General features: G+C 62.1%; 18 protein-coding genes. 6 read left to right on the top strand and 12 right to left on the bottom strand.

The window, feature by feature from the left end:
* Positions 1 to 143: 143 nt before the first annotated feature.
* From ACVMB1_RS06470 to ACVMB1_RS06460, 3 genes are all read right to left on the bottom strand, one after another.
* Positions 144 to 773 carry a transglutaminase-like cysteine peptidase gene (locus ACVMB1_RS06470; protein ID WP_456814159.1) on the bottom strand — a complete coding sequence of 210 codons (630 nt, stop codon included), beginning with the start codon at positions 771 to 773 and terminating at the stop codon, positions 144 to 146.
* A 219-nt stretch (positions 774 to 992) separates the two neighbouring features.
* Positions 993 to 1655, bottom strand: a complete 663-nt coding sequence (locus ACVMB1_RS06465; RefSeq protein ID WP_028345280.1) for a ParA family protein — start codon at positions 1653 to 1655, stop codon at positions 993 to 995.
* Positions 1656 to 1670: 15 nt separating this feature from the next.
* Positions 1671 to 2906, bottom strand: coding sequence for a glycosyltransferase family 4 protein (locus tag ACVMB1_RS06460; RefSeq protein WP_310884992.1), 1236 nt, complete (start codon positions 2904 to 2906; stop codon positions 1671 to 1673).
* A 194-nt stretch (positions 2907 to 3100) separates the two neighbouring features.
* Between ACVMB1_RS06460 and ACVMB1_RS06455 the strand changes: the two genes are divergently transcribed.
* Both ACVMB1_RS06455 and ACVMB1_RS06450 read left to right on the top strand, forming a co-directional pair.
* Positions 3101 to 4027 carry a hypothetical protein gene (locus ACVMB1_RS06455; RefSeq protein ID WP_225641897.1) on the top strand — a complete coding sequence of 309 codons (927 nt, stop codon included), beginning with the start codon at positions 3101 to 3103 and terminating at the stop codon, positions 4025 to 4027.
* Between the two features lie 25 nt (positions 4028 to 4052).
* Positions 4053 to 6608 (top strand): glycosyltransferase, encoded by a 2556-nt coding sequence (locus tag ACVMB1_RS06450; protein ID WP_310884993.1) that lies wholly within the window; start codon positions 4053 to 4055, stop codon positions 6606 to 6608.
* Here ACVMB1_RS06450 and ACVMB1_RS06445 read toward each other — a convergent pair.
* The gene (locus ACVMB1_RS06445) at positions 6549 to 9125 is read right to left on the bottom strand and encodes a glycosyltransferase family 2 protein (RefSeq protein WP_244558970.1); all 2577 of its coding nucleotides are present in this window, start codon (positions 9123 to 9125) and stop codon (positions 6549 to 6551) included. The two genes, ACVMB1_RS06450 and ACVMB1_RS06445, sit on opposite strands and share 60 nt — an antisense overlap.
* Here ACVMB1_RS06445 and ACVMB1_RS06440 point away from each other — a divergent pair.
* Complete coding sequence (locus tag ACVMB1_RS06440) at positions 9124 to 10431, top strand: UDP-glucose dehydrogenase family protein (RefSeq protein WP_057020237.1); 1308 nt, start codon at positions 9124 to 9126, stop codon at positions 10429 to 10431. The two genes, ACVMB1_RS06445 and ACVMB1_RS06440, sit on opposite strands and share 2 nt — an antisense overlap.
* Before the next feature lie 135 nt (positions 10432 to 10566).
* Here ACVMB1_RS06440 and rfbD read toward each other — a convergent pair whose 3' ends face one another.
* Positions 10567 to 11478 (bottom strand): dTDP-4-dehydrorhamnose reductase, encoded by a 912-nt coding sequence (rfbD, locus tag ACVMB1_RS06435; RefSeq protein ID WP_076833270.1) that lies wholly within the window; start codon positions 11476 to 11478, stop codon positions 10567 to 10569.
* Positions 11478 to 12032 (bottom strand): dTDP-4-dehydrorhamnose 3,5-epimerase, encoded by a 555-nt coding sequence (rfbC, locus tag ACVMB1_RS06430; protein WP_028331576.1) that lies wholly within the window; start codon positions 12030 to 12032, stop codon positions 11478 to 11480. Before rfbC ends, rfbD begins: the two co-directional genes overlap by 1 nt.
* A 109-nt stretch (positions 12033 to 12141) precedes the next feature.
* On the opposite strand from rfbC, the gene rfbA reads away from it, so the two are divergent.
* The 3 genes from rfbA to ACVMB1_RS06415 all read left to right on the top strand — a co-directional run bounded on the left by rfbA (position 12142) and on the right by ACVMB1_RS06415 (position 14845).
* Positions 12142 to 13053, top strand: a complete 912-nt coding sequence (gene rfbA, locus ACVMB1_RS06425) for a glucose-1-phosphate thymidylyltransferase RfbA (protein WP_018270712.1) — start codon at positions 12142 to 12144, stop codon at positions 13051 to 13053.
* Positions 13043 to 14110 (top strand): dTDP-glucose 4,6-dehydratase, encoded by a 1068-nt coding sequence (gene rfbB, locus ACVMB1_RS06420; RefSeq protein ID WP_057020236.1) that lies wholly within the window; start codon positions 13043 to 13045, stop codon positions 14108 to 14110. The genes rfbA and rfbB overlap by 11 nt, the downstream gene beginning before the upstream one ends.
* 168 nt (positions 14111 to 14278) lie before the next feature.
* Positions 14279 to 14845, top strand: coding sequence for a hypothetical protein (locus tag ACVMB1_RS06415; protein ID WP_225161215.1), 567 nt, complete (start codon positions 14279 to 14281; stop codon positions 14843 to 14845).
* A 116-nt stretch (positions 14846 to 14961) separates the two neighbouring features.
* Here ACVMB1_RS06415 and ACVMB1_RS06410 read toward each other — a convergent pair whose 3' ends face one another.
* From ACVMB1_RS06410 to ACVMB1_RS06385, 6 genes are all read right to left on the bottom strand, one after another.
* Positions 14962 to 16206: a glycosyltransferase family 92 protein gene (locus tag ACVMB1_RS06410; protein WP_057020235.1), complete on the bottom strand. Its 1245-nt coding sequence runs from the start codon at positions 16204 to 16206 to the stop codon at positions 14962 to 14964.
* 503 nt (positions 16207 to 16709) lie between these two features.
* The gene (locus ACVMB1_RS06405) at positions 16710 to 17633 is read right to left on the bottom strand and encodes a glycosyltransferase family 2 protein (RefSeq protein ID WP_076833264.1); all 924 of its coding nucleotides are present in this window, start codon (positions 17631 to 17633) and stop codon (positions 16710 to 16712) included.
* An 11-nt stretch (positions 17634 to 17644) separates the two neighbouring features.
* Positions 17645 to 19849 carry a glycosyltransferase WbsX family protein gene (locus ACVMB1_RS06400; RefSeq protein WP_168856485.1) on the bottom strand — a complete coding sequence of 735 codons (2205 nt, stop codon included), beginning with the start codon at positions 19847 to 19849 and terminating at the stop codon, positions 17645 to 17647.
* A gap of 334 nt (positions 19850 to 20183) precedes the next feature.
* The gene (locus ACVMB1_RS06395) at positions 20184 to 22220 is read right to left on the bottom strand and encodes a tetratricopeptide repeat protein (protein WP_456848336.1); all 2037 of its coding nucleotides are present in this window, start codon (positions 22218 to 22220) and stop codon (positions 20184 to 20186) included.
* Positions 22217 to 23563, bottom strand: coding sequence for an HlyD family type I secretion periplasmic adaptor subunit (locus ACVMB1_RS06390; RefSeq protein ID WP_076833256.1), 1347 nt, complete (start codon positions 23561 to 23563; stop codon positions 22217 to 22219). Before ACVMB1_RS06390 ends, ACVMB1_RS06395 begins: the two co-directional genes overlap by 4 nt.
* Positions 23553 to 25787: a peptidase domain-containing ABC transporter gene (locus ACVMB1_RS06385; protein WP_057020230.1), complete on the bottom strand. Its 2235-nt coding sequence runs from the start codon at positions 25785 to 25787 to the stop codon at positions 23553 to 23555. The genes ACVMB1_RS06390 and ACVMB1_RS06385 overlap by 11 nt, the downstream gene beginning before the upstream one ends.
* Positions 25788 to 25808 lie beyond the last annotated feature (21 nt).

The following is a 25808-nucleotide window of genomic DNA, read 5'->3' as shown; positions in this document are numbered from 1 at the left end:
ATGGGTTGAACCGGGGTCAACCGTCGATGCCTCCAATCGTTCCGGATGAGATCACAGCGACCCTGCGGTCATCCCTCATATGAAAATGGCGCGGCGAAATGTCTCGCCGCGCCATTTTCGATCGATGGGGCTCGTTCAGGAATTCAGGCGCGGGCCTGCGCGACGCCAGCCCAGTGGTCGGGGTTCGCCGGGGTCTGCATCCTGACCCAACGATAACGCGCCTGCGACCAGCTGCGGATCTGCGCATTCAAATTGTCGAGCACGATGTCTCCACCCTTGGCGCGGACCACCAGCACGAGATGATGCTCACCGGAGGAGGTCACAACCTCGCTCAGCAGAAGGTCGCGCATCGGCCAGCCGCGCGCCAAAAGCTCGTGGCGCTTGCTGACTGCATAATCGTTGCAATCGCCGCGCGCCGGATTGATCACCCATTCCTCGCCGGCAAGGCCGCGTTCGTTGCGCTGTGGCACGATGCTGCGATTGACCGAAGCGTTGACCTCGATCAGGTCGGCGATTCGCTGCTTGGTCAGGCGTGTGGCGCCGCCGCGGAACACCATCCGGACGCGGGCTTTCGGCTTGCACTCGTCGGCATAGCGCATGCAGAACATGGTGTAGGCCATCGGCGCCAGCGTCGGCTCGCTGAAACGGATCTTCTCGATCACGCCGCGCAGCGGCAGCGGGAAGCCGACCATTCCAGCCTGGGTGTTCTGTGCGCTTGTCCCGAGCGCAAGGACGGCCAGAACCAGGGCCATCACTCTCTTGACGTTGTACATTCATCACTCCCCACAGTGACGGGAAGCATGTACGGGAAATGTCTTGAGCTTGGGCTCAAGCGCGCGGCGGCATTTGTTTCAAATGCGAGGGTGTGCGCGAGCAATCCGTTAACCAAGCCTGCGGGGCGCCGCCGTCAGGTCAAGGGCCGGTTGCGGCCCGAACTCTTTCGTTCCCATGCCGGCATGGTTGGCCTGTCGTGAAGCCGCCGGCGCGCTCTGTTAAATCGCCACCCGCTGCCTGGGCGCGATCCCGCACCAGCTCATCACGAGATCGGCGAGCATCTTGATCTCGAGATCCGCGGGCGTCCCGCCGGCGAAATCGGCGACCGATTGCCCCAAGGCGACGGCGCGCACATAGGCCGAGCGGCTGCCGATCATCGGCCCGATCTCCTCGTCGAGCGTATCAAGCTCCTCGATCAGCTGCTGGCCTTCGAGCGTGCGCTGGTCGACGCGGTTCGGCACGATCATGGCGCGGAGCGCCGTTCGCCGCGTGGCGCGCACTTCCCGCACGATGTCGAGCGTCCGCGCGGTGGCCTCGATGTCAAGGCCGGACGGCGTGCACGGCATCAGCACGATATTGGCGACCGCGAGCACCGCGCCCAGCACCCGATCGTTCGGCGCGGAGTCCACGACGATGATCTGATGCGGAATCTGGCGCATCAGCTTGGCCCATTCGGCGACCGGCCGGGTTTCCGGATCAAGCTGGTAGACGGGGAACGACAGATTGCCGGGCTCGGCCCAGTGACACGCGGACGCCTGCGAGTCGGCGTCGACCAGTCCCACCACGCCCGTGCGCCGATCCAGTTCTGCGGCGAGCAAGACCGCAAGGGTCGTCTTTCCGACTCCGCCCTTGCGCTGGGCAACCGAGATGACAAGCGGCATCGCAAACTCCTGGCGTTATCCCCCGTACGTGCGCGGGAGGACACCTTCATCAACGAGCGTCAGCATCCGGGGCAGACAGACCCGCTTTGCGTCGTAATTGTCCCGCACGAAGCTGCGCGCCTTCATCCGCATCTTCTTGAAGGCCTTGGGCCGTGACAGCACCGACAGTACCTGATCCGACAGCGCATCAATATCAAAAAACGGCACCAGCAGGCCGTTGCCGTCCGAGATGATATCGCGAAGCGGGGCGGTGTCGGATGCCACCACCGCACATCCCGCGCTCATCGCCTCCAGCAGCGACCAGGACAGCACGAAGGGATAGGTCAGATAGACGTGCACCGAGGAAATCTGCAGCAGCTCGAGATACGGTTCCCGAGGAATCCGGCCGAGGAAATGCACCCGGCGCAGGTCGATATCCGACTTGATCTCGTCCAGGAACATCGACTTCCAGCTCGAACCCTTGGGCGGGTTCGCCCCGTAGGATGTCCCGCTGCCGCCGACGATCACAACCTGCGCATTCGGCCGCGCGGCGAGTATCCTCGGCAGGGACCGCATGAAGATATGGAATCCGCGCACCGGCTCGAGGTTGCGCGAGACGTAGGTGATCACTTCGTCGTCCGTCGACAGCGTCGCACCGTTCGGAAGCTGAAACCGCGCGACGGGATTGGGCTTCACCTCGTCGGTGTCGACGCCCTCGTGGATCACCTCGATCTTGCTCTGAAACTCGGCGGGAAAGGTCGACCTCTGCCATGGCGTCGGCGAGACGCCCGTATCGCATTCCGTGAGCGCCAGCAGCGTGGTCGCATTCTTCAGATGGAGTGCGACGTTGCCATCAAGGCCCGTCATGGGAAACTCGGGATCGAAGCCGACGTCCCTGCCCTCGGCACCGTAGTAGAATTCGCAATAGAGGATGATCCGCGCGCGCGGAAACATCGTGCGCAGCGGCAGCGTCTCGCCCCAACCGGGATGCGCGAAGATCAGGTCGGGCACGAAGCCTTGCCCCGACAGCGACGACAGCGCGTACAGAACCTCTTCGGCACGCCGCGATTCGACATCGAAGCGCCGGGCAAACGGATGGACGACCGCGGAATCCGTCTTGGTCGTCGAATATTTGAGCAGCCGGATATCCGGCGTCGTGCTGGCGGTCGATGAACCGACGGCAACGACCCTGTTGCCGGGCTGCTCTGCGAGCGCGCGCGCAATGTGGCGGTACTGGGCCGGAAAGTTATTGTGGACGAACAGGACGTTCATTGGCGGGCGAGCGCGCCCCCCGGCCGCGCGGTCTTCGATTGGGGTCAGGGTCTGCATCATCACCGGCGGTATGTCATCGATTGGCGAGCGAAACTATCTTACCGGATTAACATTAAGCCCCCTTCTATCACACAGATTTTTGGGGCACACTGCAGGAGACTTACCAATCCATTCCGTTAGGCTCGCAGGCGACAATGAACGAACAGATTCAGCAGAAAACCATTGATCTGGCACGGGGTCTCTTCCTGGTTCGATACAATGGCGCAGATGATAAGGTGTCACCTCCGGTGGTGCGCGTATACGCGGATCGCGCCAGTCTTAACAATTGTAATATCATTACCGGACCGGACGTGGTCAATGGAACCCTGTTCGCGCCCGAGACCGCGCTGGTCGTGTCGGTCGCCCGACCGAGCCGCCTGATCGTCGAGGTCACGGCAGGGCGCGTCGGCGGGTCGACCGCCGCCAATATCAAGATCGAGCCGCTGACCCAGGGACAGGCGGCTGAGCAGCAGCCGGCCAGCCAGCCATTCGACATGTTCGAGCCGGAGGCCGGCCCCGGCGAGTTGAGCGACCTCAAGCTGCTCGCGCATGTCGCGGGCCTGGGCGACGTGACCGTCGGCTCGAATGTCTGGATTGCCGGACCGTCCGCGCCGGCCCGGATCGAGGGAATTTCCCTCGAATGGCCCAACAAGCCGCGGGATCTCCAGCTGCAATATGCCGTCAAGTTCGCTAGGCCGCAGCGGGGCGACAACCAGTTCGTTCCTCTCGGAACTTTTGCCGGAACCCGGGGACGCGCATTGGCCATCACGGGGTTCTCGCTGGAGGCCTCGGGTCCCGGCGCGGATCGCTACGCCATCGCGGCTGAAACCATCTTCCTGGGGGCTCCGACCCTGCGGGTCACCGGGAACCGGATTGTGGTGTCGGGCCCTTCCGGACGGGAACCGCTGGTGGGCCTCAAGCTCAACCTCGAGGAGCGCCGGGTGCAGGCAGCCCCTCTCGCGCCCCAGCAGCCGAGGCGCGTCGAACCCGCCACTCCGATGCCGCACCAGGACGGACCCCGCCTCGAGGGACGGGTGCGCGTGTTCCGGAGCCGGCAGGGCGCCGTCAAGACGGCAGGCTGACCATGCGGGCAGATAAGGGCGCCACTTGACCGCCGACGCGCGCAGGATCGCCTTTACGTCCAAAACGCTCCACCACGTCGATCTCGAGCGGGCCGCTGTCGGGGCGCTCGAGGCGCGTGATTTCCGCCTGGCGTTCGCGCTCGCCGACCGCCGCTGCCGGATCCTGCCGCATCCGGGCGCTCGCGCCCATCTGCTGCGCGCGGAAGCGCTGTTTCATCTCGATCTCAGGGATGCGGCCATCGCCAGCGTGGCGAGGGCGCTCGAGCTCGAGCCGGACGATCTGGTCGCTGCCCGGCGAATGATGGCTTGGGGCGACGACCTTCAGCAGATCGAGGCGGCGCGAAGCGTCACGCGGCGTGATGACGATCCGGATTCGGTCAGGAGCGCCCTCCTTCTGCTCGAACAGAGCGGCCAGGACAGCTGCGCCCGCATCGACTTTCTCGATGAAGAGGTGAAGGGATGGGTGACGTGGCGCGGGCCGGACGACCCGCACCTTTCGCTGGCGCAGGCGGATCAATCCAGCACGATCCAGCTTCCCGCCGATCCACGCCACAGATTCGCGCGTGACGGGCGACAGGCTGCGAGCTTCCGTCTGATCCGGCCCGCATCCGCGACCTCGCAGCGCCTGCAGATCACGCAGGCGGACCGGGTGATCGCAAGTGTTCAACTCCCGGCCAACCGCGTTCCGGATCATCGGACCGCACCACGCCGGCCGGCTCGCCTTCGAAACGGCGAACCCCCTCCGCTCACCATCATCATCCCGGTATACCGGGATCTGGCCGCAACGCGAGCCTGCATCGACAGCGCGTTGAATGCGCTCGCCTGCACGCCGGGCTCGACCATCGTCGTCGTGGATGATGCGTCGCCCGAGCCCGACATCAAGCACCTGCTCAATGAGCTCGCCGCCGAATTCCGCATCAGGCTCCTGACCAACGAGCACAATCTTGGCTTTGTCGGCGCGGTCAACCGGGCGCTCGGCGAGACCGGCGCCGGCGACGTCGTGCTGCTGAACTCGGACACGATCGTGCCGAAATACGCGCTGCAACGCCTGCGCAGCGCCGTGCAAGCGACGCCGCGGGTAGGCACGGCGACCCCGCTGTCGAACAACGGCGAATACACCAGCTTTCCAGTCCCGAACCGGTCAAATCCCCTGCCCGCGGCCGGCGAAATCGAATTGCTGGATGAACTTGCAGGCAGGGCAAATTCCGGGATTGCCATCGACATCCCCAACGGCATCGGGTTCTGCCTCTACATTACCCGCGAATGCCTCGACGCCGTGCGCGAGCTCTCCGACGACTTCTATCGCGGCTATCTCGAAGACGTCGACTTCTGCCTGCGCGCGGCGGAGGCGGGCTTCCGCAACGTCTGCATTCCTTCGGTTTTCGTCGGACACGAGGGTTCGCGCTCGTTTCTGGGCGAGAAGCGTTCGCTCGTGATGCGAAATCTTCGCGTTCTCGAACACCGTTACCGGCGCTATGCGACGGACTGCGCCGCATTCCTGCTTGCCGATCCGCTCCGCGATTGCCGGGCCGCGCTTGAGCTCAAGCTGCTCACGAACCAGCAGGTCGCCATCGGCCCATCCGTCATCCTGTGCGGCTCGTTCGCCGGCCGCGCAATTGCCATCAGGCGCTGCCGGCAGTTGGCGGCAGAGGATCAGCACGGTGTGGTCGTGCAGATCCGCTCCGAGGGACAACGCCAGCTGGCTGCGATGTTCGATCCGGATGGCGGAGCGCCGCAGTCGATCGTACTCGACGTTGCGACGCCTGAGGGCCGCGAAGCTCTTCTGAAGTCTCTCGCCGATCTCGGAATCCGATCGCTCGAGATCGCAGAGCCGAACCGCATTCCCGGCGCATGTCTGGCGCAGCTCACGCAACACTTTGCCTACGACCTCCTGATCACCGACACCGCGCTTGCAACGCGCGCGGCGGTTGGATCAGGCGTTCATCCGGACTGGGCAAGCCTGGTCGCCGGGGCGCGGCGCGTGACTGCGATCGATGACCACGGCGCGGCCTTTTCGGAAGGGGTTCTCGGCCTGCAAGCCGTGAGGCTGAGCGACCCGCCCGCGCCGCCGGCGCTGTATCCCGCCGCGAGCGGCCCCGCGCGTCTCGGCCTGCTGGTCCTGCACGCCAACGCCGCGGAATTTCGCTTCATACGAGCGTTGAGCGATCAACTGGCCGACGCCGACCAAGACGTCGAGATCATCGTGCTGGGAAGTACCCTCGACGATCTCAAGCTGATGCAGCGCACCAATGTCATCGTCACCGGCGATATTGTCGTCGACGACGTCGCCACGCTCATCGAAGGTCACGGCATCACGAAATTGGTTCTCGACATCGGCAAACCGGCGTTTGGCCATCCGTTGGTGGACGCGCTGCTGGCAACCGGCCTGCCGATCGCCGTGACGGAATGGAGTCCAACTCGTCCGGGACGTGGCCGAAGCACGGACCTGCAGCTGCAGCCAGGCTTTGATGCCGATGCAACGATTGCTGCCGTACGCGACTGGGCGGTCGATGACGTCCTGCTACAACCCGATCGGAGGAGCGGTCGACACCGGCGGCAGGTTGGCACGCGGCTTCCATGATCGCGGCGGCCATGCAAGCGAGGAGAACGGCGTCGAATCCAGCCCCAGCAGTGGGCTGTAATAGGGATCGTCGAGCAGCACCTCGCCCCATTTCGCGCGCAGGATCGACAGCTCGCGCCTGAAGCGTGCCCTGCGATCCGGCGCGGAATCGCGACCGCGGCTTGCCGATTCCAGATGAACGAGTTTCGCGTCCGGCGTGAACACGATCCGCTTTCCGAGCTGGCGCAGCTTCAGGCACAAATCGATATCGTTGAAGCTGATCGGAAAGCGGATCTCGTCCATGCCGCCGACGGCCACGAAATCGCGCTTGCGCATCAGGAGGCACGCCCCCGTCACCGCCGAACATTCGTGCGCCACCTGAAGCAAATCGCCATAGCCGGGATCACCATCCATCCGGTCGTTGAAGGCGTGCGCGGCCGAGAAATTGGCTCCCAGCACCACTCCGCCGTGCTGCACGACGCTGCTCGGCCAGAGCAGCTTTGCACCGACGGCTCCGACGTCGGGAGCCGCGAGCCGCCACAGCATCTCCGCCAACCAACTGTCGTCGAGCGCCTCGACGTCATTGTTGAGAAAGCAGATGTTCTCCGTGTCGACGCAAGCGACGGCGGCGTTGTTGATGAATGCGAAGTTGAAGGGCCCCTCGACCGAGATGACGTCGATTTCCTGCGCCGACAGGCTGTCCAGATAGTCCAGCGTTTCCGGCTCGGTCGAGCTGTTGTCGACGACAAGGATCCGGGCGTTCGTCTCATTTGCCGCCGGCATGACCGTCTCGATGCATCGCTTGAGCAGCTCGGCGCGATTTCTGGTCGGGATGATGATGGTGGTGCGCTCGCTCCAATCGACGGCGCGCTTGACCTGAACAGCCGGAAGAAGACCCGCTTTCCGAGGCTCGACATTGGCCTCGATGCCGGCTCTGGCAAAATACGCCTTGCTCGCGGCGACCAGTTCGGAGGTTGCGGCCGATGCATCAATCCGCGGCAATGCCGCAATCGATCCCGGAAGATGATAGGTTCGATCCGGCTCCGCGCAGCAAAGGAAGATGTCGTAGAGCGACGTCGCCGATCGCAGCGCTTCCACGGCAGGCTCCCGACGCACCGCAAAACAATACGCCCCATAGCCCTGCTCGAGCGCGCGTTCGAGATCGAATGCGGAGAACGCCAGCGGCCAGACAGCGCCGGCGCCTGCAGCGACCTCGACATCGCCATAGACCATATCGCAGCCAGGTTCGGACGCGAATAGATCGGCGAAGCGCTGCAAGGCGTCTTCCGCGAGGATCGTTCCGCTCAGACAAAACACAAAGAACGCACTGCCAGCGGCATCGCCGTCGACAAACTCGCGCGCTGCCATCGGATCGAATTGACTGAACGCTCGCGCCGGCAGGGACACCGCCGACCAAGCGGAGTGCCGTTGGGCTTCGAGGCTTTCGATGCTCTCGTCCACCCTGACATCGCCGATCAGGACGACTGCCGCCTCGGATACAACATCAGACTGTTCAGATTGTGTCGTCGGCGAGAAGCGCTCTTTCCAGCCGCGATAGGCGTGAAACGGCATCGAGGCCGGCAACACTCGGTCGAACAGCTCTCCACGAAGCCGCTCGCTATCCCAGCGCCCGAGATCCGCGAGCGTTTGCTCCAATCCGCGATCGAAAGCGACGAAGGAAATCGGCTCCGAGATCAGGCTCCGTCCCGAAATCGTCCGCGCGGATAGTCCGCGCATGCGACCGTCCGCAAAATGCTCGGGCAGATGAAAATCGATCCGGCGGCCTACGCCGAACTCGCCGCCCCGCGCAACGTTGGTCCACCCGGTCGGCTTCACGGTCATCACCGGGCGTTGCGCGATCAGGATTTCGATGTCCTCGTCGATGTCCTGAGCAAGCCAGCCTTCGAAGCGCAGACCTCCGACCCACTCGATATCGCCGATCCGGTGCCATCGCGCTTCCGGCGCAGCGACATCGCAGCGAATCGGAGCACCGACGGGAGTGCCGATATTTGCCAGCCTTGCCTCAATGATCCCGGCGTTCGCGCTGACCTGATCCTGCACGTTGAACGTAAAGCCAAATCGAGCGTCGCCGATCCCGACGTCGGCAAGCTCTGTTACGAACTCGTCACACAATGATGACATGTATGGCTCGCCGTCGACGAGCAGGTCGACAGTGTAACGCCGGCCGAGATCGGCGCGATCATAGACAAACCCGGAAAACGTCGTGCGATCGGATCTGGAGAACCGCGTTTGCAACGACGCGTATTCAGCTCCTGAGGGCTTCTGCTTGCTAATCGTCTTCATGCTCATGTCCACCCTCAAACGGCAGCTCGAATGTCGGTCGATTTCAAGTTGAGAATGTGTCCATGGTGCGCCCGAGGTGACTAGCGGGCGCTCAGCTGCACTGGGGCGATCACCGTTTGCACAAAAAGCCGCCGACCTCCAACACAAACTATGCGTTATAAAACTTGGCGTTGTCGGCGCCAATTGTGCTAGTGCTAACTCCTCCTCTCCACACTGATCGACGAGCGGATTCATGAAGATTGCAATGGTTGGAACGGGATATGTAGGTCTCGTGTCCGGAGCGTGTTTTGCCGATTTCGGCCATCAGGTCGTTTGCGTCGACAAGGACGCCGGCAAGATCGAAGCCCTGAAGCGCGGCAAGATCCCGATCTACGAAACTGACCTCGATAAGCTCGTCGACACCAACGCCGCGGCTGGACGGCTGACCTTCACGACGGAGCTCGCGGGCGCCGTCGCGGACGCCGATGCCGTGTTCATCGCTGTCGGAACGCCCTCGCGGCGCGGCGACGGCCATGCGGACCTGAGCTACGTCTATGCTGCTGCCAAGGAGATCGGCGCGGCGCTCAAGAAGTTCACCGTGGTGGTGACCAAGTCGACCGTGCCCGTGGGCACCGGCGACGAGGTTGAACGCCTGATCCGCGAAACCAATCCCGACGCCGATTTCGCCGTTGCGTCGAACCCCGAATTCCTCCGCGAAGGCGCCGCAATCCAGGATTTCCGCCATCCCGACCGCATCGTCGTCGGCACCGAGGACGACCGGGCCAAGAGGGTGATGGGCGAAGTCTATCGTCCGCTCTATCTGAACCAGGCGCCGATCCTCTATACCGCGCGACGCACGGCGGAATTGATCAAATACGCCGCGAATGCCTTCCTTGCCACCAAGATCACCTTCATCAACGAGATCGCCGATCTCTCCGAGAGGGTCGGGGCGAACGTGCAGGAGGTCGCGCGCGGCATCGGGCTCGACAACCGGATTGGAACCAAGTTCCTGCATGCCGGCGCCGGCTATGGCGGTTCCTGCTTCCCGAAGGACACCCGTGCGCTGTTCAAGACCGCGCTCGACCACGACGTCCAGCTGAAAATCGTCGAGGCCACGCTGACCGCGAACGACAACCGCAAGCGCGCGATGGCGCGCAAGGTCGCCAACGTGCTCGGCGGCGAGCTGCGCGGCAAGACCATCGGCGTGCTCGGCCTGACCTTCAAGCCCGACACGGACGACATGCGCGAGGCGCCCTCGATCCCGCTGATCAACGGCCTGATCGACTTCGGCGCCAAGGTTCGTGCCTACGATCCCATTGGCATGGAGCAGGCGCGCAAGGAATTGCCTGAGATCGAGTACTGCAAGGATGCCTATGAATGCGCGCGCCAGGCCGATGCGCTGGTGATCGTGACCGAGTGGCGCCAGTTCCGCGCGCTCGATCTCAAGCGCATCAAGCAGGAGATGAAGCATCCGGTCGTCGTCGACCTGCGCAACATCTACCGTCCGGACGAGATGGCCGCGCACGGCTTCACCTACGACAGCATCGGTCGGCCGCGCTGAGCGCTCGCGCCTGGCAACGATAGCCGCCGGCCCGTTCAATCCTGGAGCCTTGGTTCTGATCAAATCAGAACCAAGGCTCTTTTCTTGTCTGACGCGTTTTCTTCACGCGCACCGGCATCCGCTTCCGAAGCGGCCCTAAGCGTGGGCGGGCGCGCCGAGCTGGACAAACGCATCCAGTTCGCGCGCCAGCGCTTCCTGCCAGGTCGGCATCGCCACGCCGAACTGCGCCTTCAGCCGCGACAGATCCAGCCGCGAATTGCCCGGACGCATCGCCTTGGTCGGGAATTCGGCCGCTGCGATCGGAGCGATGTTCTCGACCGCCAGCGTGACCCCGCGGGACCTCAGCCCGCCGACAATGGCGGTTGCGAAGCCGTGCCAGCTGGTTTCGCCGGCGCAGACGAGATTGACGACACCGCCCCGGCGCGCGAGCTGATCGTGCAACGTGGTGAGGTTCGGCAGGACGATGCCGGCGACCGCACCGGCGATCGCTGATGCCGTGGTCGGCGCACCGATCTGATCGGCCACGATCCGCAGCTCCTTACGCTCGCCGGCGAGCCGCGCGATGGTGCGCAGGAAATTCGTACCCTTTGCGGCATAAACCCATGAGGTGCGCGCGATCAGATGCGCCCCGCCCGCCGCCTGGATCGCGACATCGCCGGCAAGCTTGCTGGCGCCGTAGACCGACAGCGGTTCGGTCGGGCTGTCCTCGCGCCACGGCCTGTCGCCCGAACCATTGAAGACGTAGTCCGTGGAGAAATGCACCAGCGGCACGCCGTTCGCTGCAGCCCATTTGGCGATCGCTTCAGGTCCCTTCGCGTTGACCAGGAACGCCAGCTCACGCTCGTCCTCGGCGCGATCGACGGCGGTATAGGCCGCCGGATTGATGATGAGATCGGGCTTCAGACTCTCAAGCTGGCTCGTCAGCATCTCCGGCTTCGACAGATCGAACTCCGCGGTGGGCGGCGCGATGATCGTGCCGTGGCTTTCCAGCAGAGGCTTGAGCGCACTGCCAACCTGGCCGCGTGTTCCCGTCAACAAGATCCGCATCAGATTTGTCCATAGGTCGGAAGGTTGCTGGCGTCGGCGAGGAGCGGCGCGTCCGCATCCTTGGCCGACAGCTGTGGCTTGTCGACGCCCCACTTGATCCCGATCGCGGGATCATTCCACCGGATCGAGAGCTCGTCCTTGGGGCTGTAGAAATCGTCGCACTTGTAGAAGAAGTCGGCGGTCTCCGAGAGCACCACGAAGCCGTGGGCGAAGCCGCGCGGCACCCATAATTGCCGGCGGTTCTCCTCGCTCAATTCGACCGCGACATGCTTGCCGAAATTCGGACTGCCGACGCGCACGTCGACGGCAACGTCCAGCACCTTGCCGCGCAGCACGGAGACGAGTTTGCCCTGGGTGACCGGGTTTTGCAGATGCAGCCCGCGCAGCACGCCATAGGCCGAGCGGGACATGTTGTCCTGCACGAACGGACGCGTGATGCCGTGCTCGACATAACGCGGAGACTGGTAGGTCTCGAGGAAGAAGCCGCGCTGGTCGCCGAACAGCTTCGGCTCGACGATCAGGACTTCAGGAAGCTCGGTCTTGATGACGTTCATCTAACATTTGTTCCAGTTTGACGCGCTTGAAATGTTAATTTCCTTCTCATAACAAACTTGTGCAGCGCACGCTATATGTTATGTTCCGATAGTCAAATTGTGAGGGACCATGAAAGGCATTATCCTTGCCGGTGGCACCGGCTCGCGCCTCTATCCGGTGACGACAGTCGTCTCCAAGCAACTGCTGCCCGTGTTCGACAAGCCGATGATCTACTATCCGCTGTCGACGCTGATGCTGGGCGGAATCCGCGATATCCTGATCATTTCCACGCCGCAGGACAAGCCGCTCTTCCAGCGCTTGCTTGGCGATGGCAGCGAGATGGGTGTCCGGTTCGCCTATGCCACGCAGGAGACCCCGCGGGGTCTTGCCGACGCCTTCATCGTCGGACGCGACTTCATCGGTGATGACTCCGTTGCCCTTGTGTTAGGGGATAACATTTTCTATGGCCACGGCCTGCCGAGCATGCTGTCGTCCGCCTCGATCCGCAAGAAAGGCGCCACCGTGTTCGGCTATGTCGTGAACGCGCCTGAACAGTACGGCGTGATCGAGCTGGACGGCACCGGCCGGGCGCTCTCGATCGAGGAGAAGCCGAAGCGGCCGAAATCCAACGTCGCGGTCACCGGCCTCTACTTCTACGACAATGATGTGGTCGACATAGCGGCCGGTATCAGGCCATCCCCGCGCGGCGAGATCGAGATCACCGACGTCAACAAGGCCTATCTCGAACGCGGCGACCTCTATGTCGAGGTGCTCGGCCGCGGCTTTGCCTGGCTCGACACCGGCACCCATTCCTCGCTGGTCGAGGCCAGCCATTTCGTCCAGATCCTGGAGCAGCGCCAGGGCCTGCGCATCGCCTGCCCCGAGGAGATCGCGCTGCGCCAGGGCTACATCTCGCTCGAGGCGTTCGCGAGGGTCGCACAGAAGACCGCCAAGAGCAGCTACGGCGAGTACCTGCTGTCGGTCTACCGCTCATTCCACGGCGAGCCGCGCGCGGCGGAGGTATTCAAACATGCGGTTTAAGGGATCGACGATCTTCGTCACCGGCGGCGCCGGCTTCATCGGCTCCGCCGTGGTCCGCCACCTGCTGCGCGACACCCACGCCCGCGTCGTCAACATCGACAAGCTGACCTATGCGGCAAACCTGGCCTCGCTGCCCCGTGCCGCCGAAAGCCTGAACTACACCTTCGAGAAGGCCTGCATCTGCGAGGCGCAGAACCTGCGCCGGCTGTTCGAGAAATATCAGCCCGATGCGGTGATGAACCTTGCCGCGGAAAGCCATGTCGACCGCTCGATCGACGGCCCCGGCGAATTCATCCAGACCAACATCGTCGGCACCTTCACGATCCTGCAGGAGACGCTGCGCCACTGGCGTTCGCTCTCGCCCGAGAAGCGCGACCGGTTTCGCTTCCTGCATATCTCGACCGACGAGGTGTTCGGTTCGCTCGGCGACGAAGGGCTGTTCACCGAGACCACGGCATATGCGCCGAACTCGCCCTATTCGGCCAGCAAGGCATCGTCCGATCACCTGGTGCGGGCCTGGCGCGAGACCTACGAGCTGCCGACCCTGGTGACCAACTGCTCCAACAATTACGGCCCCTATCACTTCCCCGAAAAGCTGATCCCGCACATGATCATCAAGGGGCTCGCCGGCGAGCCGCTGCCGGTCTATGGCGACGGCAAGAACATCCGCGACTGGCTGTTCGTCGAGGATCACGCCAAGGCGCTGACGCTGGTGCTGGAGCGCGGCGAGGTCGGCGAGACCTACAATGTCGGCGGCCGCAACGAGCGCACCAACCTGCACGTGGTCGAGAGCATCTGCGACCTGCTCGACGAGGTCGTGCCGGCCGCGGCAGGCCCGCGCCGCCAGCTGATCAATTTCGTCGCCGACCGGCCCGGCCACGACCGCCGCTATGCCATCGACGCCACCAAGCTCGAAACCGAGCTCGGCTGGCGCGCCGAGGAGAATTTCGAGACCGGCATCGCCAAGACCGTGCGCTGGTATGTCGACGAGCAACCTTGGTGGCGCGCCATCCTGGAGGGCGGCTACAAGGTGGAGCGCGTCGGCCTGAACCAGTAGTCGCCGGTCTTTCCAATCACCGGCGTGGATGGCCGCCAACAGGACGTCGAGAAGCGCGATGACGACTCAACCAGATATCATCGCTGCTTGACGAGCCGCGACCGCCTTCCGACGGTGGATTGGCAGCCACCCGCCAGACAACAACTCGAGAAACCACGGAATCCCGTCATGAACATCGCAATGGACGGTCAGGAACTGACACTGTTCAAAAGTTTCGTGGACCTCTCGACGCGGTATCTGGAATTTGGCTCGGGAGGAAGCACTTGGCTGGCCTGTCAAACCAAGAAGGAGTGGGTCATTTCCATCGATTCCTCCGCGGAATGGCTCGCCAACGTTGCCGACGCCACGGGCGACGCGAGCACCAAGCCTTTGCTGCTGCACGTCGATATCGGCAAGCTGCGCGAGTGGGGTTATCCCGTGGAAAAGGACAAGGAGCGCTCGTGGCCCGAGTATCACGAACGTGTCTGGGAGCGTCCGGAAAGCAAGACCGCCGACCTGTATTTCGTTGACGGCCGGTTTCGCGTGGCTTGCTTCGTACAGTGCGTGCTTCACGCCGCACCGGGAGCCTTCATCGCAATTCACGACTTCGAGAATCGTCCCCACTACCATTCGGTGCGGACGGTCGCTCGCGAAATCGCGCGCGCCAACAACATGTCGATCTTCCAAAGGCCGGCAGAGATTGATCTCGTCGCCGCACAGCAGTTGCTTGCGAAATACCGGCTGGAACCGCTGTAGCCGATCGCTGCGGCCAGAGTAGCCGATCGCGGCGATCAAGAATCACTTCAAGCACACGATCGGGCGCGCCGCCTGGCGCGCCCTCCTCCAGCGAGGACATCGCTGTTCCCTTGAATTCAGCCCTGAACCAGTTTCTTCAGCTCCGGAAGAAACCTCTGGATCGTGGCGTCTTCGACATCGTTGCGATCGCGCAACGTGAAGAATTCCATTGCGCGGATCTTTTCAGGATCTCCATCGCCGAGCGGCCTGCCCCGCTCACGCTTCTTCAGCAATTGCTGCCGCGACTTCGTGTAGTAGTGATTGATCACGAGCTTGTTCCGCTTCGGAGCAGTGCAGCGCCCGCCGATCGGGAAGACAGGCGCGCCGTCCTCGTGAACGTAGCAACCCAAGACAAGCGATTGATGGGGATGCAGATAGGACACGATGGTGTCAGGCCGCACGATTGACTTCATGATGAAATGATCCGGGAAATCGTCCGGAGCACGACGCGTGAAAGATTCGATGCACAGACCGGCCGGCCTCGCGTCGTGACCGTTCGACCCGAAGTTCAACCAATGCACCGCCACCGCCGGCGCCGGCCCGAGCTCGGTCAAGACGTCCTTGATGTTGCCGGCCTGCGTCGGAAACAGATACTCATCGGCATCGATGAAGGCGCACCATTCGGCACAATTGCGGTAGCTGTCGATCGCATGCGAGAACGCGCGCATCTGGCCGAATTCCCCTTCCACGAAATGATAGGTGATCATTTCCGGCCACGGGAAGGACTCGATCACGGCACGAGTATCATCAGTGCTGCCGTTGTCGTAGAGGTAGAAGTGATCAACGCCGACCAGTTTGTGGAAGTGTAGCCATTCCAGCAGATCGTCGCCTTCGTTCTTGATGGCGCACACCACCGCCAAGCCGTGCTTCTTCCGATCGACCCCGGCGTAGAGCTTCTTGGCCTCCATCACGCGCAGGAGGCCGGCAAACTCTCGCCGCAGATTTTCACTTTTCGGGGCCGCAATGAGCGCGGCAAGATAGACATCCTGCGCTTCATGGGCGGACCCCATATTGAGGGCCGCGATTGCCAGGCGATGCAACACCCGCGAGTCGGACGGCATCTGCTTGACGAGGTCGAGAAGGATTCCACGCGCTCCGGCGAAATCGCATGCCTGCACAAGCGCCGCCGCCTTTGCAAACTGGAATTCCTTGTAATCACCGAATTGCTGCTCCAACTGCTTGACCGATTGGATCAGCTCGTCGGGCTTCGGATTTGCGATCCGCCCGGAAAAGAAATCTCTAAGCCTTGTCTCGATCTCACTTGCTGGAAGCGTATCGAGATTCACGCCTGAGCTGAAACTAGACAATGCTGGAATTTCCATGTCCAACCTGAGCCGCTCCACGAGATCAACAAGCTATTAACATTGGTTCGCACCACGAATTCCCTATTAGCGCACATATCCTACAAGAATAAGGCTATAACACGCAGTGCTCACAATTAACTCTTGTAAGGTTATTTCGAGGAAAATCAATACAATAGAGCAAGGGGCTCGACGTCATTTGCACGAAAACCGTGTCACGGGACCGGAACGATCGGAGATCGCCGATGGACGACGGGAATGAAGCAGTCCGCCAGTCGTTCGGGCTTACAAGAACGATGCTTTTGACATCGTTATCCGCAAGCCTCCCGCCCGGCGCGTTCAGCTTTTTGAGTTCCGGCACCCTGCTGCGGCTGCGGCACGCTCCAGACCTCTCGTCGGCGCAATTCGATCGGACGCCAGGCTCCCAGCCGACGAAGCGATGAAGCAATCGCTCGGTCTCCATCCCAATCAAGGCCCCGTTCCGATTGCGTCGGAACGGACAAGGCTGGCCTTGCATTGCTCGATCAGCGCCAGCGAACCGGCCGGGTCCGATCGTTCGACTCCACCGTCCGGTGTTCTACATGATAGGGCGCGTAGATCTGCTTCACCCAATAGTTGAAGTTCGGGTGCAGCTTCACGAAGTCATAGAATGAATCGCCGAAATTCGACGGACTGAGGCAGGTCTTGTTCTGAGGCCGTGACGCGATTGCATTCAGGCAATACGACATCATGCAAGCCTTTGTCTCGCTCTCTGCCACCTTGCTCAGACTTCGGAAACTGTTGGTTGAATGAAGTCGGTACAGATAGCGGTCGGTCTCGAGATAGGTCGGCTCGACCTTGGTTACCGCGCGCAACGCAAAGTCCCAGTCATGGCAGTATTTGAGATCGGCAAGCCAACCCACCTGCCGCAGCAGTTCACGGCTGAAGACAAAGTTTCCGGTCGATGCCGCGATCTGAGAATCCAGAAATGTCCATGACAACGGCGCACCTGCGATCTGGGCCCGATCGATCGCATAGCGCAGGCGCGTTGGAAACTGGAAGTTGCTGATCGACTTTCCATGTTCGTCGATTGGCTCAACCGCCGAGAAGCCGAAGAACAGCCGATCATTGGCATGCTTATCCGCGAACAGCCGAACCCGTTCCTTGGAAAAGGCATCGTCCGAATTCAAAAGGAAAATCATGTCGCCGTTCGTCAGCGATAATGCCCTGTTCCAGGTGTAGTGGGCGCCAAGATTTTGAGGGTTCTTGAGCAGCTTGCAGGAAACAAAGCGCTTTCCGAACGACCTCTTCTTGAGGACCCTCTGCGCGACTTCAAAACTCTTGTCCGGCGAATTGTCGTCTACGATGACGAGCTCGATGTCGGCAAACGTCTGTTGATAGACGGTCTCAAGGCATTCCTCAAGATACTGCTCATGCTTGTAGCACGCGATGACAACACTTGCGAGCATTGGTGGCGACCTCAACGTCTCACGATGATCGAGTGGCGAGACCGCACGAGTGCACTAGTCCCGTCGCCGACCTCCAGAACCGCGAGTTGATATTCACCATCCGGCAAATCTCGAATCGAGAAGGACAGCTGGAAACCGAAATAGCAGTCCTTGCTCTCGGCCTTCATATACTCCTTCACGTCCACGCGCTCGTGCCAATCTACGATCAGGCAATAGCCGCCGTTTGCTGCGCCATCCGGAGTAAGCCCCGACAGGACCAGGAATCCCGTTCTCTGTCGGCTGGCCTCAAAGGCGTTGCCCGCGCAAATCCATCCCCGCACCAATATCTCATAGCGCGGATCGACAATCACCCGTTCGCCGGTTTGAGAATTGATGTTCTCGATCACCAGCAACGAACCTGCCGGATTACCGGACGCGCCTTCTGCCTCCACTGGCGTGCCGCTTCTTACGCGCTGCACCCCCGAATGGGTGAGGCCCGACCGGTGCAGGCTTGCGAGCACTTCGACATGCGTCGAGGCTTCTTTTACCGCCCACTCAAGCTCCTGCCTGCTCAGGCAATCCAGCAAATCCGGGCTATTTCGAATCTGGGCCGAAATGGGCTCAGCCGAAGCGACCCTTCGCACGACCTCGAGAAACGCCCGTCCATGGCGCGAATCCGGCTCGAGATGCGCACCTTCCGCCCACTCGTTCCAGGAATTGATAAACACCAATGATTCGGAAAAGCTGTTGCCCTTGGCACGCAGGGTTGCATCGCGAAGCCAAACCTCAAACGCTTCCGGACTGGACCTGGTAAAGACGTGACCGCGCGGCCCCTTGCGAGGCGTATTGTCCCAACGCGGCATCACCGCAGGAAAGAACGGAAAGTCGTAGATCTTGCCGATCGACGATCGCATGGCATCGACATAGTCGTACACCTTTCCAGCGAAGGTCGGCGGTGCATCGACTTCGGTCGGCGGCACCTCCCTTGTCGAGACCGTGTGCGGAGGAAACTCGATTGCCGCGTCGCAATTGACGTCGCGCGGATCGAACTCTCCGAACGTCATCGCATTGCAAATGAGAAGCTCGCCGATTCCGAGTTCTCTGGCTCGCTCGCGCCAAATCTCGAACAAGCGCTGCTTGTCCGGCAACAATGACGGCCTGTAGATGACGATGACCTTTCGACCGTCGACAGTTATGTAGCGCTCATCGAGCAGCAGGTCGGCCATGTCGTCGATAAAGCGGACATCGTCGTCCAGGGAGTGGTTTTGTCCCAACAGAAGCTCAGCGTCCGAGCCGTCCCACCGACGAGACCAATTCTCGTTTGCCCAGCAAATGCAGAAAGGCAGGTTCGGCTCGCCGTCCTCGAGCAGCAGCTGAAGCGGCTTTTCCAATAACCTTCGGCCCTGGAACCAATAGACGTAGTAGCAAAATCCATCGATGCCGTACTGGCGCGCAAGCTCGCCCTGCTGACGACGCGTTTCCGGCAGCCGGACGTCATAGAATCCAAGATCGGCCGGCAACCATGGGGACTCGTGTGCCGGAAACTGGGCACGCATGCGCGCGACGTTGGTCCACTCGGTAAACCCTGGCCCCCACCACCTGTCATTTTCATCAAATGAATGGAATTGCGGGAGGTAGAAGCAAATGTAGCGCACCTCCTTGGGAGGCGCGTCCGCCAGTCCAGCAACGATCCTGTTGTTGCTCGGAAACAACAGGTCGTCGTAGTCCGCGGTCGAGAACCCCAGCGCGACGATCAATTCGCCTGGCGTATAGTTCTCGAACAGGGGTATTTCGTAGTACTCGCCATCATTCAGGCTGATACGCAGATAGATCTGCGCACGCTTAGGCTCCACAAGCGCGTTTCTCAGGGCGCGCGCCAAGCGACGGCGCACTCCCGGCGCGGATAGATCGATACGAAACCCGGGACGTCCGATCACGCTCCGCGGACCTACGCGGGCCGGCATAGATCGGCCCGTCCGTCCCTCCTCGACACAGTGGGAACCGACAAAAAGCGCGATCGAAACGGTTGAAGCGGGCGACTGGGCATCGACAATCCAACCCGAAATCCCACGCCCCGAATACTCCAGTATCGCGCCGCGCAGACGCGATCCTGACTGGAGATCGCCTACGTCGGGATCCAGGAACAGACTCTGCGGATGGTCGTCCTGCTGAACCGGACTGGCAACGGGCAACATATCCTTTGTATCCCTGACGCTCCGTTCGACCATCTTGTTCATTGCCACTCAATCTCCTGCCAACGCTCAGCGCCGGGTCCAGTTTCTCTTTCCCGGTCGCGCGGAAGTTCGATCCCGAGATCACGCTGCCTGACATGCCCGGATCGTGACCTCTTGATCCTTATCGATCATCTCCACACAACCAGAGGTACAATGAACATTTCTTCCGCGAACGCAACATTAGCGCAATCTCTCTGTCGTCGATGTGAAAACCATTGTTAGTTCTGCCTAGATTGTCACGCGGACTTGCCCGCTTCCGTGCCTTCGCGCTCAAAAACAAAGCTGTCCATCATCTCTGCCGTTGCCTGCGCGCGACGCGATGCCGCCTCCAACAATCTCAGCCAACGCTCTCGCCCATTGCCTGCAGACGACGTCGCGCGCCTTCGTTGTTCTGCTGCGCCGCTTGTCGATACCAGTACAGCGCCTGATCGCGATCCTGTGCGACGCCGTTGCCGGCGCGCAGCGCATCGCCAATTGCGAGTTGGGCTTCGATCATGCCCTGCTTCGCAGCGGCCTCGAACCATTCGGCCGCCTTCGCCGGATCGGCATCGCGGCCCTGTCCCCGGCCCAGCATCACGGCAAGGTTGTATTGCGCCGTCGTATGCCCCTGGCGCGCCGCCGCCTCGTACCACGTGACGCCGTTGGCGAGGTCCTGCTCGACGCCTTGTCCGGTGCAATACATCACCGCAAGCTTGAACTGCGCCGCAGCGTTGCCGCCGTCCGCGGCCTTGACGATCCAGCCGGCGGCGGCCTGCGGATCCTTGAGGCCGCTCTTGGGATCGGAATACAGTAGCGCCAATGTGTGCTGGGCTTCGACGTGACCGGCGCTTGCCGCACGTTTGAACCATTGGGCTGCGGCCGGAAGGTCGACGGCGCCGCCGGATCTTCCCATGTGAAGCCCGCCCAGCTGAAATGCCGCGGCCGGATGGCCGGCCTCGGCAGCGTCGGTCAGCAGCGCACGTGCCTGCGCAAGACGCTCCGCGGACGGTTCATCCTGGATAAGAAACATCGCATAGGCCGTCTTCGCATCGGCATCGCCGCCGTCGGCCGCCTTGCTGAGCCACTCCGCCGCGCGCACTTGATCGCGCGGCACGCCGTTGCCCGCCGAGTAGAGCCGGCCGAGCTGTACGCCTGCGGCGCTAATGCCTCCCTCGGACGCGCGCTCGAACCACTTGATCGCAGTGGCGACGTCGCGCGCCACGCCCCTGCCATTGAGATAGAACACCGCAATGTTGTGGGCCGCCGTGGCATGGCCGCCCTCCGCCGCACGCTCGAACCATTTCGCAGCCTGGCGGATGCTGGGCGGAACGCCGGTGCCGGTGGCATAGAAGCGTCCGGTCAGGAACTGCGCCTGCGTATCGCCGCGCTCGGCCGCCTTCTCGTACCAATATGCCGCCTCGCGCAGATCCGGCTCGGCGGCAGTTCCGAGCGCATAGAACTCAGCCAGCGCCTGGATCGCCGGCAGGTAGTCCTTCCGCGCCGCCTTGCGCAATGCGGTCTCGGCCCTGTCGAGATCCTTGACAGCCCCTTTGCCGCTCAACCGCAGCAGTGCAATGTTGTAGAGCGCGATCGTATCGTCATGGACAGCGGCGCTCTGGAACAGTCGCGCGGCTTCCTCGACATTTTGGGGAAGCCCGGTGCCCTTGAGGCACATGAAAGCGAGCGCAACCTGTGCGCGCACATGTCCCTGTTCCGCGGCCTTGTGATACCAGATCGCGGCCTGCGTGAAATCGACGGGAACGCCCCGCCCCTGATAATACACATCGCCAAGCGCGAACTCACCGGCCGCCGCCTTCTGCTCGGCCGCGGCCTCGTACCAGCGCAGGGCGGCAGCGTGATCTTTCGTGCAGCCTTGCCCGTTGGCGTACATATCGCCAAGGATCGCTTGCGCCTCCGCTTTGCCGGCCTCCGCCGCCACCGATAACCAGAGGAACGCGGCGTCGATATCCCTGGGCACGCCGATTCCGTTCGGGAAAACCAGATCGTGGAGGTTGACCGCCTTGTCGCCCAGACGCGCCGCAGTGGATTGCCGCCACATCTCTGGCCTGTTCGGTCCAACCGTGGCGTTGACGCCGTTGAAGTAGATCAAGCCAAGCTGGAATTGGGCTTCGGTATGTCCCTTCAGGGCGGCGCGTTCGTACCACGCGACCGCATCCGGAAGGCTGCCGATAACGCCCTCGTTCCGCGCATAGAGCAGCCCGATCCGGTAATCCGCCTCCGGATCGCCGGCTTGCGAGGCGAGCCGCCAAAACCGCAACGCCTCGAGATATTGCTGGTTCTCGTACGCCTCCAGCCCCCGTTCAAACGGCTTCGAGTCTGAACGGGACGAGCCGGGGCGCAGCAAGTCGAGAAGGGAACGCGTCGATACCGTCATGGCTCGCGCATTGCTTCTTTTGCGCTGCGCAGCATGCCGCCGAGCAGATACATCGCCACCGAGCGGGTGCCGACATTGACATCACCCTGCAGCGTCATGCCGGGGATGAGGCGGAAGGTCTTCGGAACATCCTTGAAGTTGGTCTGGTCGACCGAACACCGCGCCTTATAGAAGGCGTCGACAGGCTTTCCATCATCGTCGTTCGTGAAGGCGCCTTCGCTGATCCAGCGAATCTTGCCTTCGGCCGTACCGTGCTCCGCCGCGTTGAACGCATCGACCTTCATCGTGCAGGGGTCGTTGGGCCGGACGAAGCCGACGTCGCGCGACAGGATCTGGATCTCCGCCTCGAGCCGCGTCTTGAGCGGCATCAGCGTGATGAAGGGATCACCCGGCTTCAGCACGGACCCGACCGAGAGCTTGGCGAGGGTCAAGACGACCGATGGCTCGGCAGCCGTCCACCGCACAAGGTCCTGATGCTTGATCGCCTTGTCATACTGTGAGCGGGCCGTATCAAGGTTGTTGCGCGTCGTGACCAGATCCTGGCTCAGCTGCGCGTTCCACTGCTCGGTGAAGGCGTTGCGATCCGCCTTCAAGGAATCCAGCTGGTGCTGCGCTTCAAGCAAAGTGTTGTGCGTGTTGTCGATCTGACGCAACAGCTCCAGGCGCGTGTCCTGCGACAGATACAGGTTCAGCTTGGACCCGCTGCCGCTTTCGGCGAGCGTCGAGCGCATGTCCTCGATCTTGCCGGCGATCTCGGCACGCTGACTGTACCGCTCGTCGTCCTTCTTCGACTTCTGGATCGTCGCTTCGGTTTGGCTGATCTTGGAATCGTAGCTGTTCACCTGTGCGTGGTACTGCGCGACGCGCTGGTCGTAGAGCGCCTTTTGCAAGGAGTTGTACCTGGTGACATCAGGATCGTTGGATTGGCCGTACGACAACGGCTTTCCGGACAATTCGGCCTCGTCCCGGGCGACCTGCGCCTCAAGGCTCGCAACCTGCAGCTTGTACTGCGTGACATCGGCAGCCGTGAACGTCGAGTCCAGCGTCGCGAGCAATTGTCCCGTCTCAACCTGCTGACCTTCCCGAACATCGATCGTCTTGATGATGGACGCGTCCAAAGCCTGCAGGACGTTGATCTGATCGACGGGAACGATCTTGCCGCCCACGCTCGTGATCACGCGATCGACGCGCGTGAAGCACATGATCGCCACGACGGCGGCGAGGAACCCCACCAGGACGAACAGCGTTGCGCGGGCCAGCAACGGCTCGGCGGCCTCGCGGATCGCATCGGTCTCGGACTGGAACTGGCGAACGGTCGCGAGCGAAGCTTGATTAGGAGACAAGGGTCGGACTCCTGAAATTCTTTTCATTGCGGCCCGCCGGCGCAAGGTGAGTGTTCTGCTGGTACCAGAGCGAGCTGTAGATGTCGTTCCGTTCAAGAAGTTCCTCATGACGACCGATATCGTCGACGACACCGCGGTTGAGAACGAGGATCGCGTCGGCCTTCGTCAGCGACGACAGACGGTGCGAGATGATGATCAGCGTGCGGCCATGGGCAATCCGCGAAATATTCGCGTTCACGATCGTCTCGCTCTCCGCATCGAGCGCGCTGGTCGCTTCGTCCAGGATCAGAATCGGCGGATTGACGATCAGCGCTCGCGCGATCGCGAGGCGCTGGCGCTGGCCTCCGGAAAGATTCGTGGATCCCTCGTAGATATAGGTCTCATAGCCTCGCGGCAGCTTGTCGATGAATTCCTCGGCACCGGCCAATCGCGCCGCCCTGACGATGTCATCGAAGGTCGCATCGGGCTTTGCGGCCGCAATATTCTCGCGGATCGTGCCGCTGAACAGAAAGTTCTCCTGCAGCACGACGCCGACGTTGCGCCGGAGATGGTCGACGTCGTATTCGCGGACATCGATCCCGTCGACCTTGATCAGCCCGCCATAGTCGGAGTGCAGGCGTTGCAATAACCGCGTGATCGTGGTCTTGCCCGAGCCGCTCTTGCCCATCACGCCCAGCGTCGTACCGAGCGGAATCTCGAAGGAAATATTGTTGAGCGCCGGCGACACCGCGCCCTTGTACTTGAACGTGACGCCGGAGAATTCGACCAGCCCCTTCAGCGGGACCCTCACACCATGGCCGGAGCGTCCCTCCTCGGCCGGCTGATTCACCAGCCTGCCGACGATCGTGACCGCGGTGCGCGCCTCGTCATATTGGTTGATGAGCTGGGCCATCTGCATCAGGGGGCCGGCAACGCGCTGCGACAGCATCAGAAAGGCAAACAGCGCGCCAACATAGACCGGATCGCCACTCGACACGGCCATGTAGACGCCGAACGCATAGGGAGCACTCACCGCCAGCCGCTCCAACGGCTTCACCAGCGTCTGGATGGCGGTTCCGGTCATGCCTTCCGCAAGCCGCGCCTTGGCGACGCGCGCCACCAGCACGTCCCACATGTGGCGCTGGCGCGCATCGAGCGCCAGCGATTTGATGGTCCGCATGCCGTTCAGGCTCTGGATCAGAAACGCTCCCTGTGCCCCTTCGGCCGCCAGGGTTGCCGAGGACTTCTTCCGATAGGCGGGCAGCATCACGATCAGCCAGGTCACGATCATCGCAGCAAAGGCAAGAACCATCAGCGTCATGAGCGGGCTGAAGAAGAACATGACGGGCAGGAAGAAGAACAGCGTCGTCGAATCGAGAATGGTCCCGAACAACTGCCCGGTCAGAAAGCCGCGAATTCGAAATACTTCGCGGATATCCCGGGAAATCAGGCCGACGGGATTCTGCTCGAAGTAGTCGATCGGCAGATTGAGCACCTTCTCGAACACGTAGGTCGACAGTTTGACGTCGAGGCGTGCCGTCAAACGCTGAACCAGATACTGCCGCAGGAACGAGAATGCCGCCTCGAACACGATGACCACGAGCATCGCAGTACACAGCACATAGAACGTGTTGTAGGCCTTGTAGAAGATAACCTTGTCCGAGAGCAGCCGCCAGAACATGATCGGTGCCAGGCCCATGAAGCCCAGGATCAGCGCCGCAATCGCGACGTCGCGCAGGATGCGCCGTTCGCGGAACAACAATGCGGTGACAAAGCCGAAGCTGAACGGCTGCGTCTCGTCGGAAATCTCATAGTCGCGCTTGGCCATGACGACGTCGCCCGACCAGATGTCCTCAAAGCGCGGCTGATCGATGACGAGCAGCGCGTCCTCGCTCGCGTTCGGATCCTGCAGGACCACCCGGGAGCTGTTCTCGTCGCCTTCGAGGCGCAGCAGCACCATGTGGCTGCCGTCGCGCAGCCGAACGATGGCCGGCAGCGCCCTCTTGAGATGGCTCAGACCCTTCCAGTCCAGCGTGACGGCCTTTGCCGTCATGCCCGAGGAATTCGCACACTTCAAAAGCTCGGCCAGCGTGACTTCCTGATCGCCCAGGAGGTTGTCGTGGATCAGCTGGGACGGGGTCAGATGCAAGCCATGCTGCCTTGCCACGATGACGAGACAAGCGAGGCCCGAAGGTGGCAGCGCCTCCACCGAAGGTGCGCCGACGAGCGAGAGGTGTTTGGTCATGGATGCCTCGAAGTTTCGACT

It is taken from the genome of Bradyrhizobium sp. USDA 4504 (assembly GCF_054063995.1).
The sequence above is the reverse complement of the archived record's forward strand: the minus strand, read 5'-3'. Positions and strand labels throughout refer to the sequence as shown.

Coding starts and splice junctions, on each gene's coding strand:
- ACVMB1_RS06405 (WP_076833264.1), bottom strand. CDS start 17,633: ATGCTCGCAAGTGTTGTCATCGCGTGCTACAAGCATGAGCAGTATCTT.
- ACVMB1_RS06465 (WP_028345280.1), bottom strand. CDS start 1,655: ATGCCGCTTGTCATCTCGGTTGCCCAGCGCAAGGGCGGAGTCGGAAAG.
- ACVMB1_RS06400 (WP_168856485.1), bottom strand. CDS start 19,849: ATGAACAAGATGGTCGAACGGAGCGTCAGGGATACAAAGGATATGTTG.
- rfbC (WP_028331576.1), bottom strand. CDS start 12,032: ATGAACGTCATCAAGACCGAGCTTCCTGAAGTCCTGATCGTCGAGCCG.
- rfbD (WP_076833270.1), bottom strand. CDS start 11,478: ATGCGGATCTTGTTGACGGGAACACGCGGCCAGGTTGGCAGTGCGCTC.
- ACVMB1_RS06445 (WP_244558970.1), bottom strand. CDS start 9,125: ATGAATCCGCTCGTCGATCAGTGTGGAGAGGAGGAGTTAGCACTAGCA.
- ACVMB1_RS06395 (WP_456848336.1), bottom strand. CDS start 22,220: ATGACGGTATCGACGCGTTCCCTTCTCGACTTGCTGCGCCCCGGCTCG.
- ACVMB1_RS06440 (WP_057020237.1), top strand. CDS start 9,124: ATGAAGATTGCAATGGTTGGAACGGGATATGTAGGTCTCGTGTCCGGA.
- ACVMB1_RS06385 (WP_057020230.1), bottom strand. CDS start 25,787: ATGACCAAACACCTCTCGCTCGTCGGCGCACCTTCGGTGGAGGCGCTG.
- ACVMB1_RS06415 (WP_225161215.1), top strand. CDS start 14,279: ATGAACATCGCAATGGACGGTCAGGAACTGACACTGTTCAAAAGTTTC.
- ACVMB1_RS06410 (WP_057020235.1), bottom strand. CDS start 16,206: ATGGAAATTCCAGCATTGTCTAGTTTCAGCTCAGGCGTGAATCTCGAT.
- rfbB (WP_057020236.1), top strand. CDS start 13,043: ATGCGGTTTAAGGGATCGACGATCTTCGTCACCGGCGGCGCCGGCTTC.
- ACVMB1_RS06470 (WP_456814159.1), bottom strand. CDS start 773: ATGTACAACGTCAAGAGAGTGATGGCCCTGGTTCTGGCCGTCCTTGCG.
- ACVMB1_RS06455 (WP_225641897.1), top strand. CDS start 3,101: ATGAACGAACAGATTCAGCAGAAAACCATTGATCTGGCACGGGGTCTC.
- ACVMB1_RS06460 (WP_310884992.1), bottom strand. CDS start 2,906: ATGAACGTCCTGTTCGTCCACAATAACTTTCCGGCCCAGTACCGCCAC.
- rfbA (WP_018270712.1), top strand. CDS start 12,142: ATGAAAGGCATTATCCTTGCCGGTGGCACCGGCTCGCGCCTCTATCCG.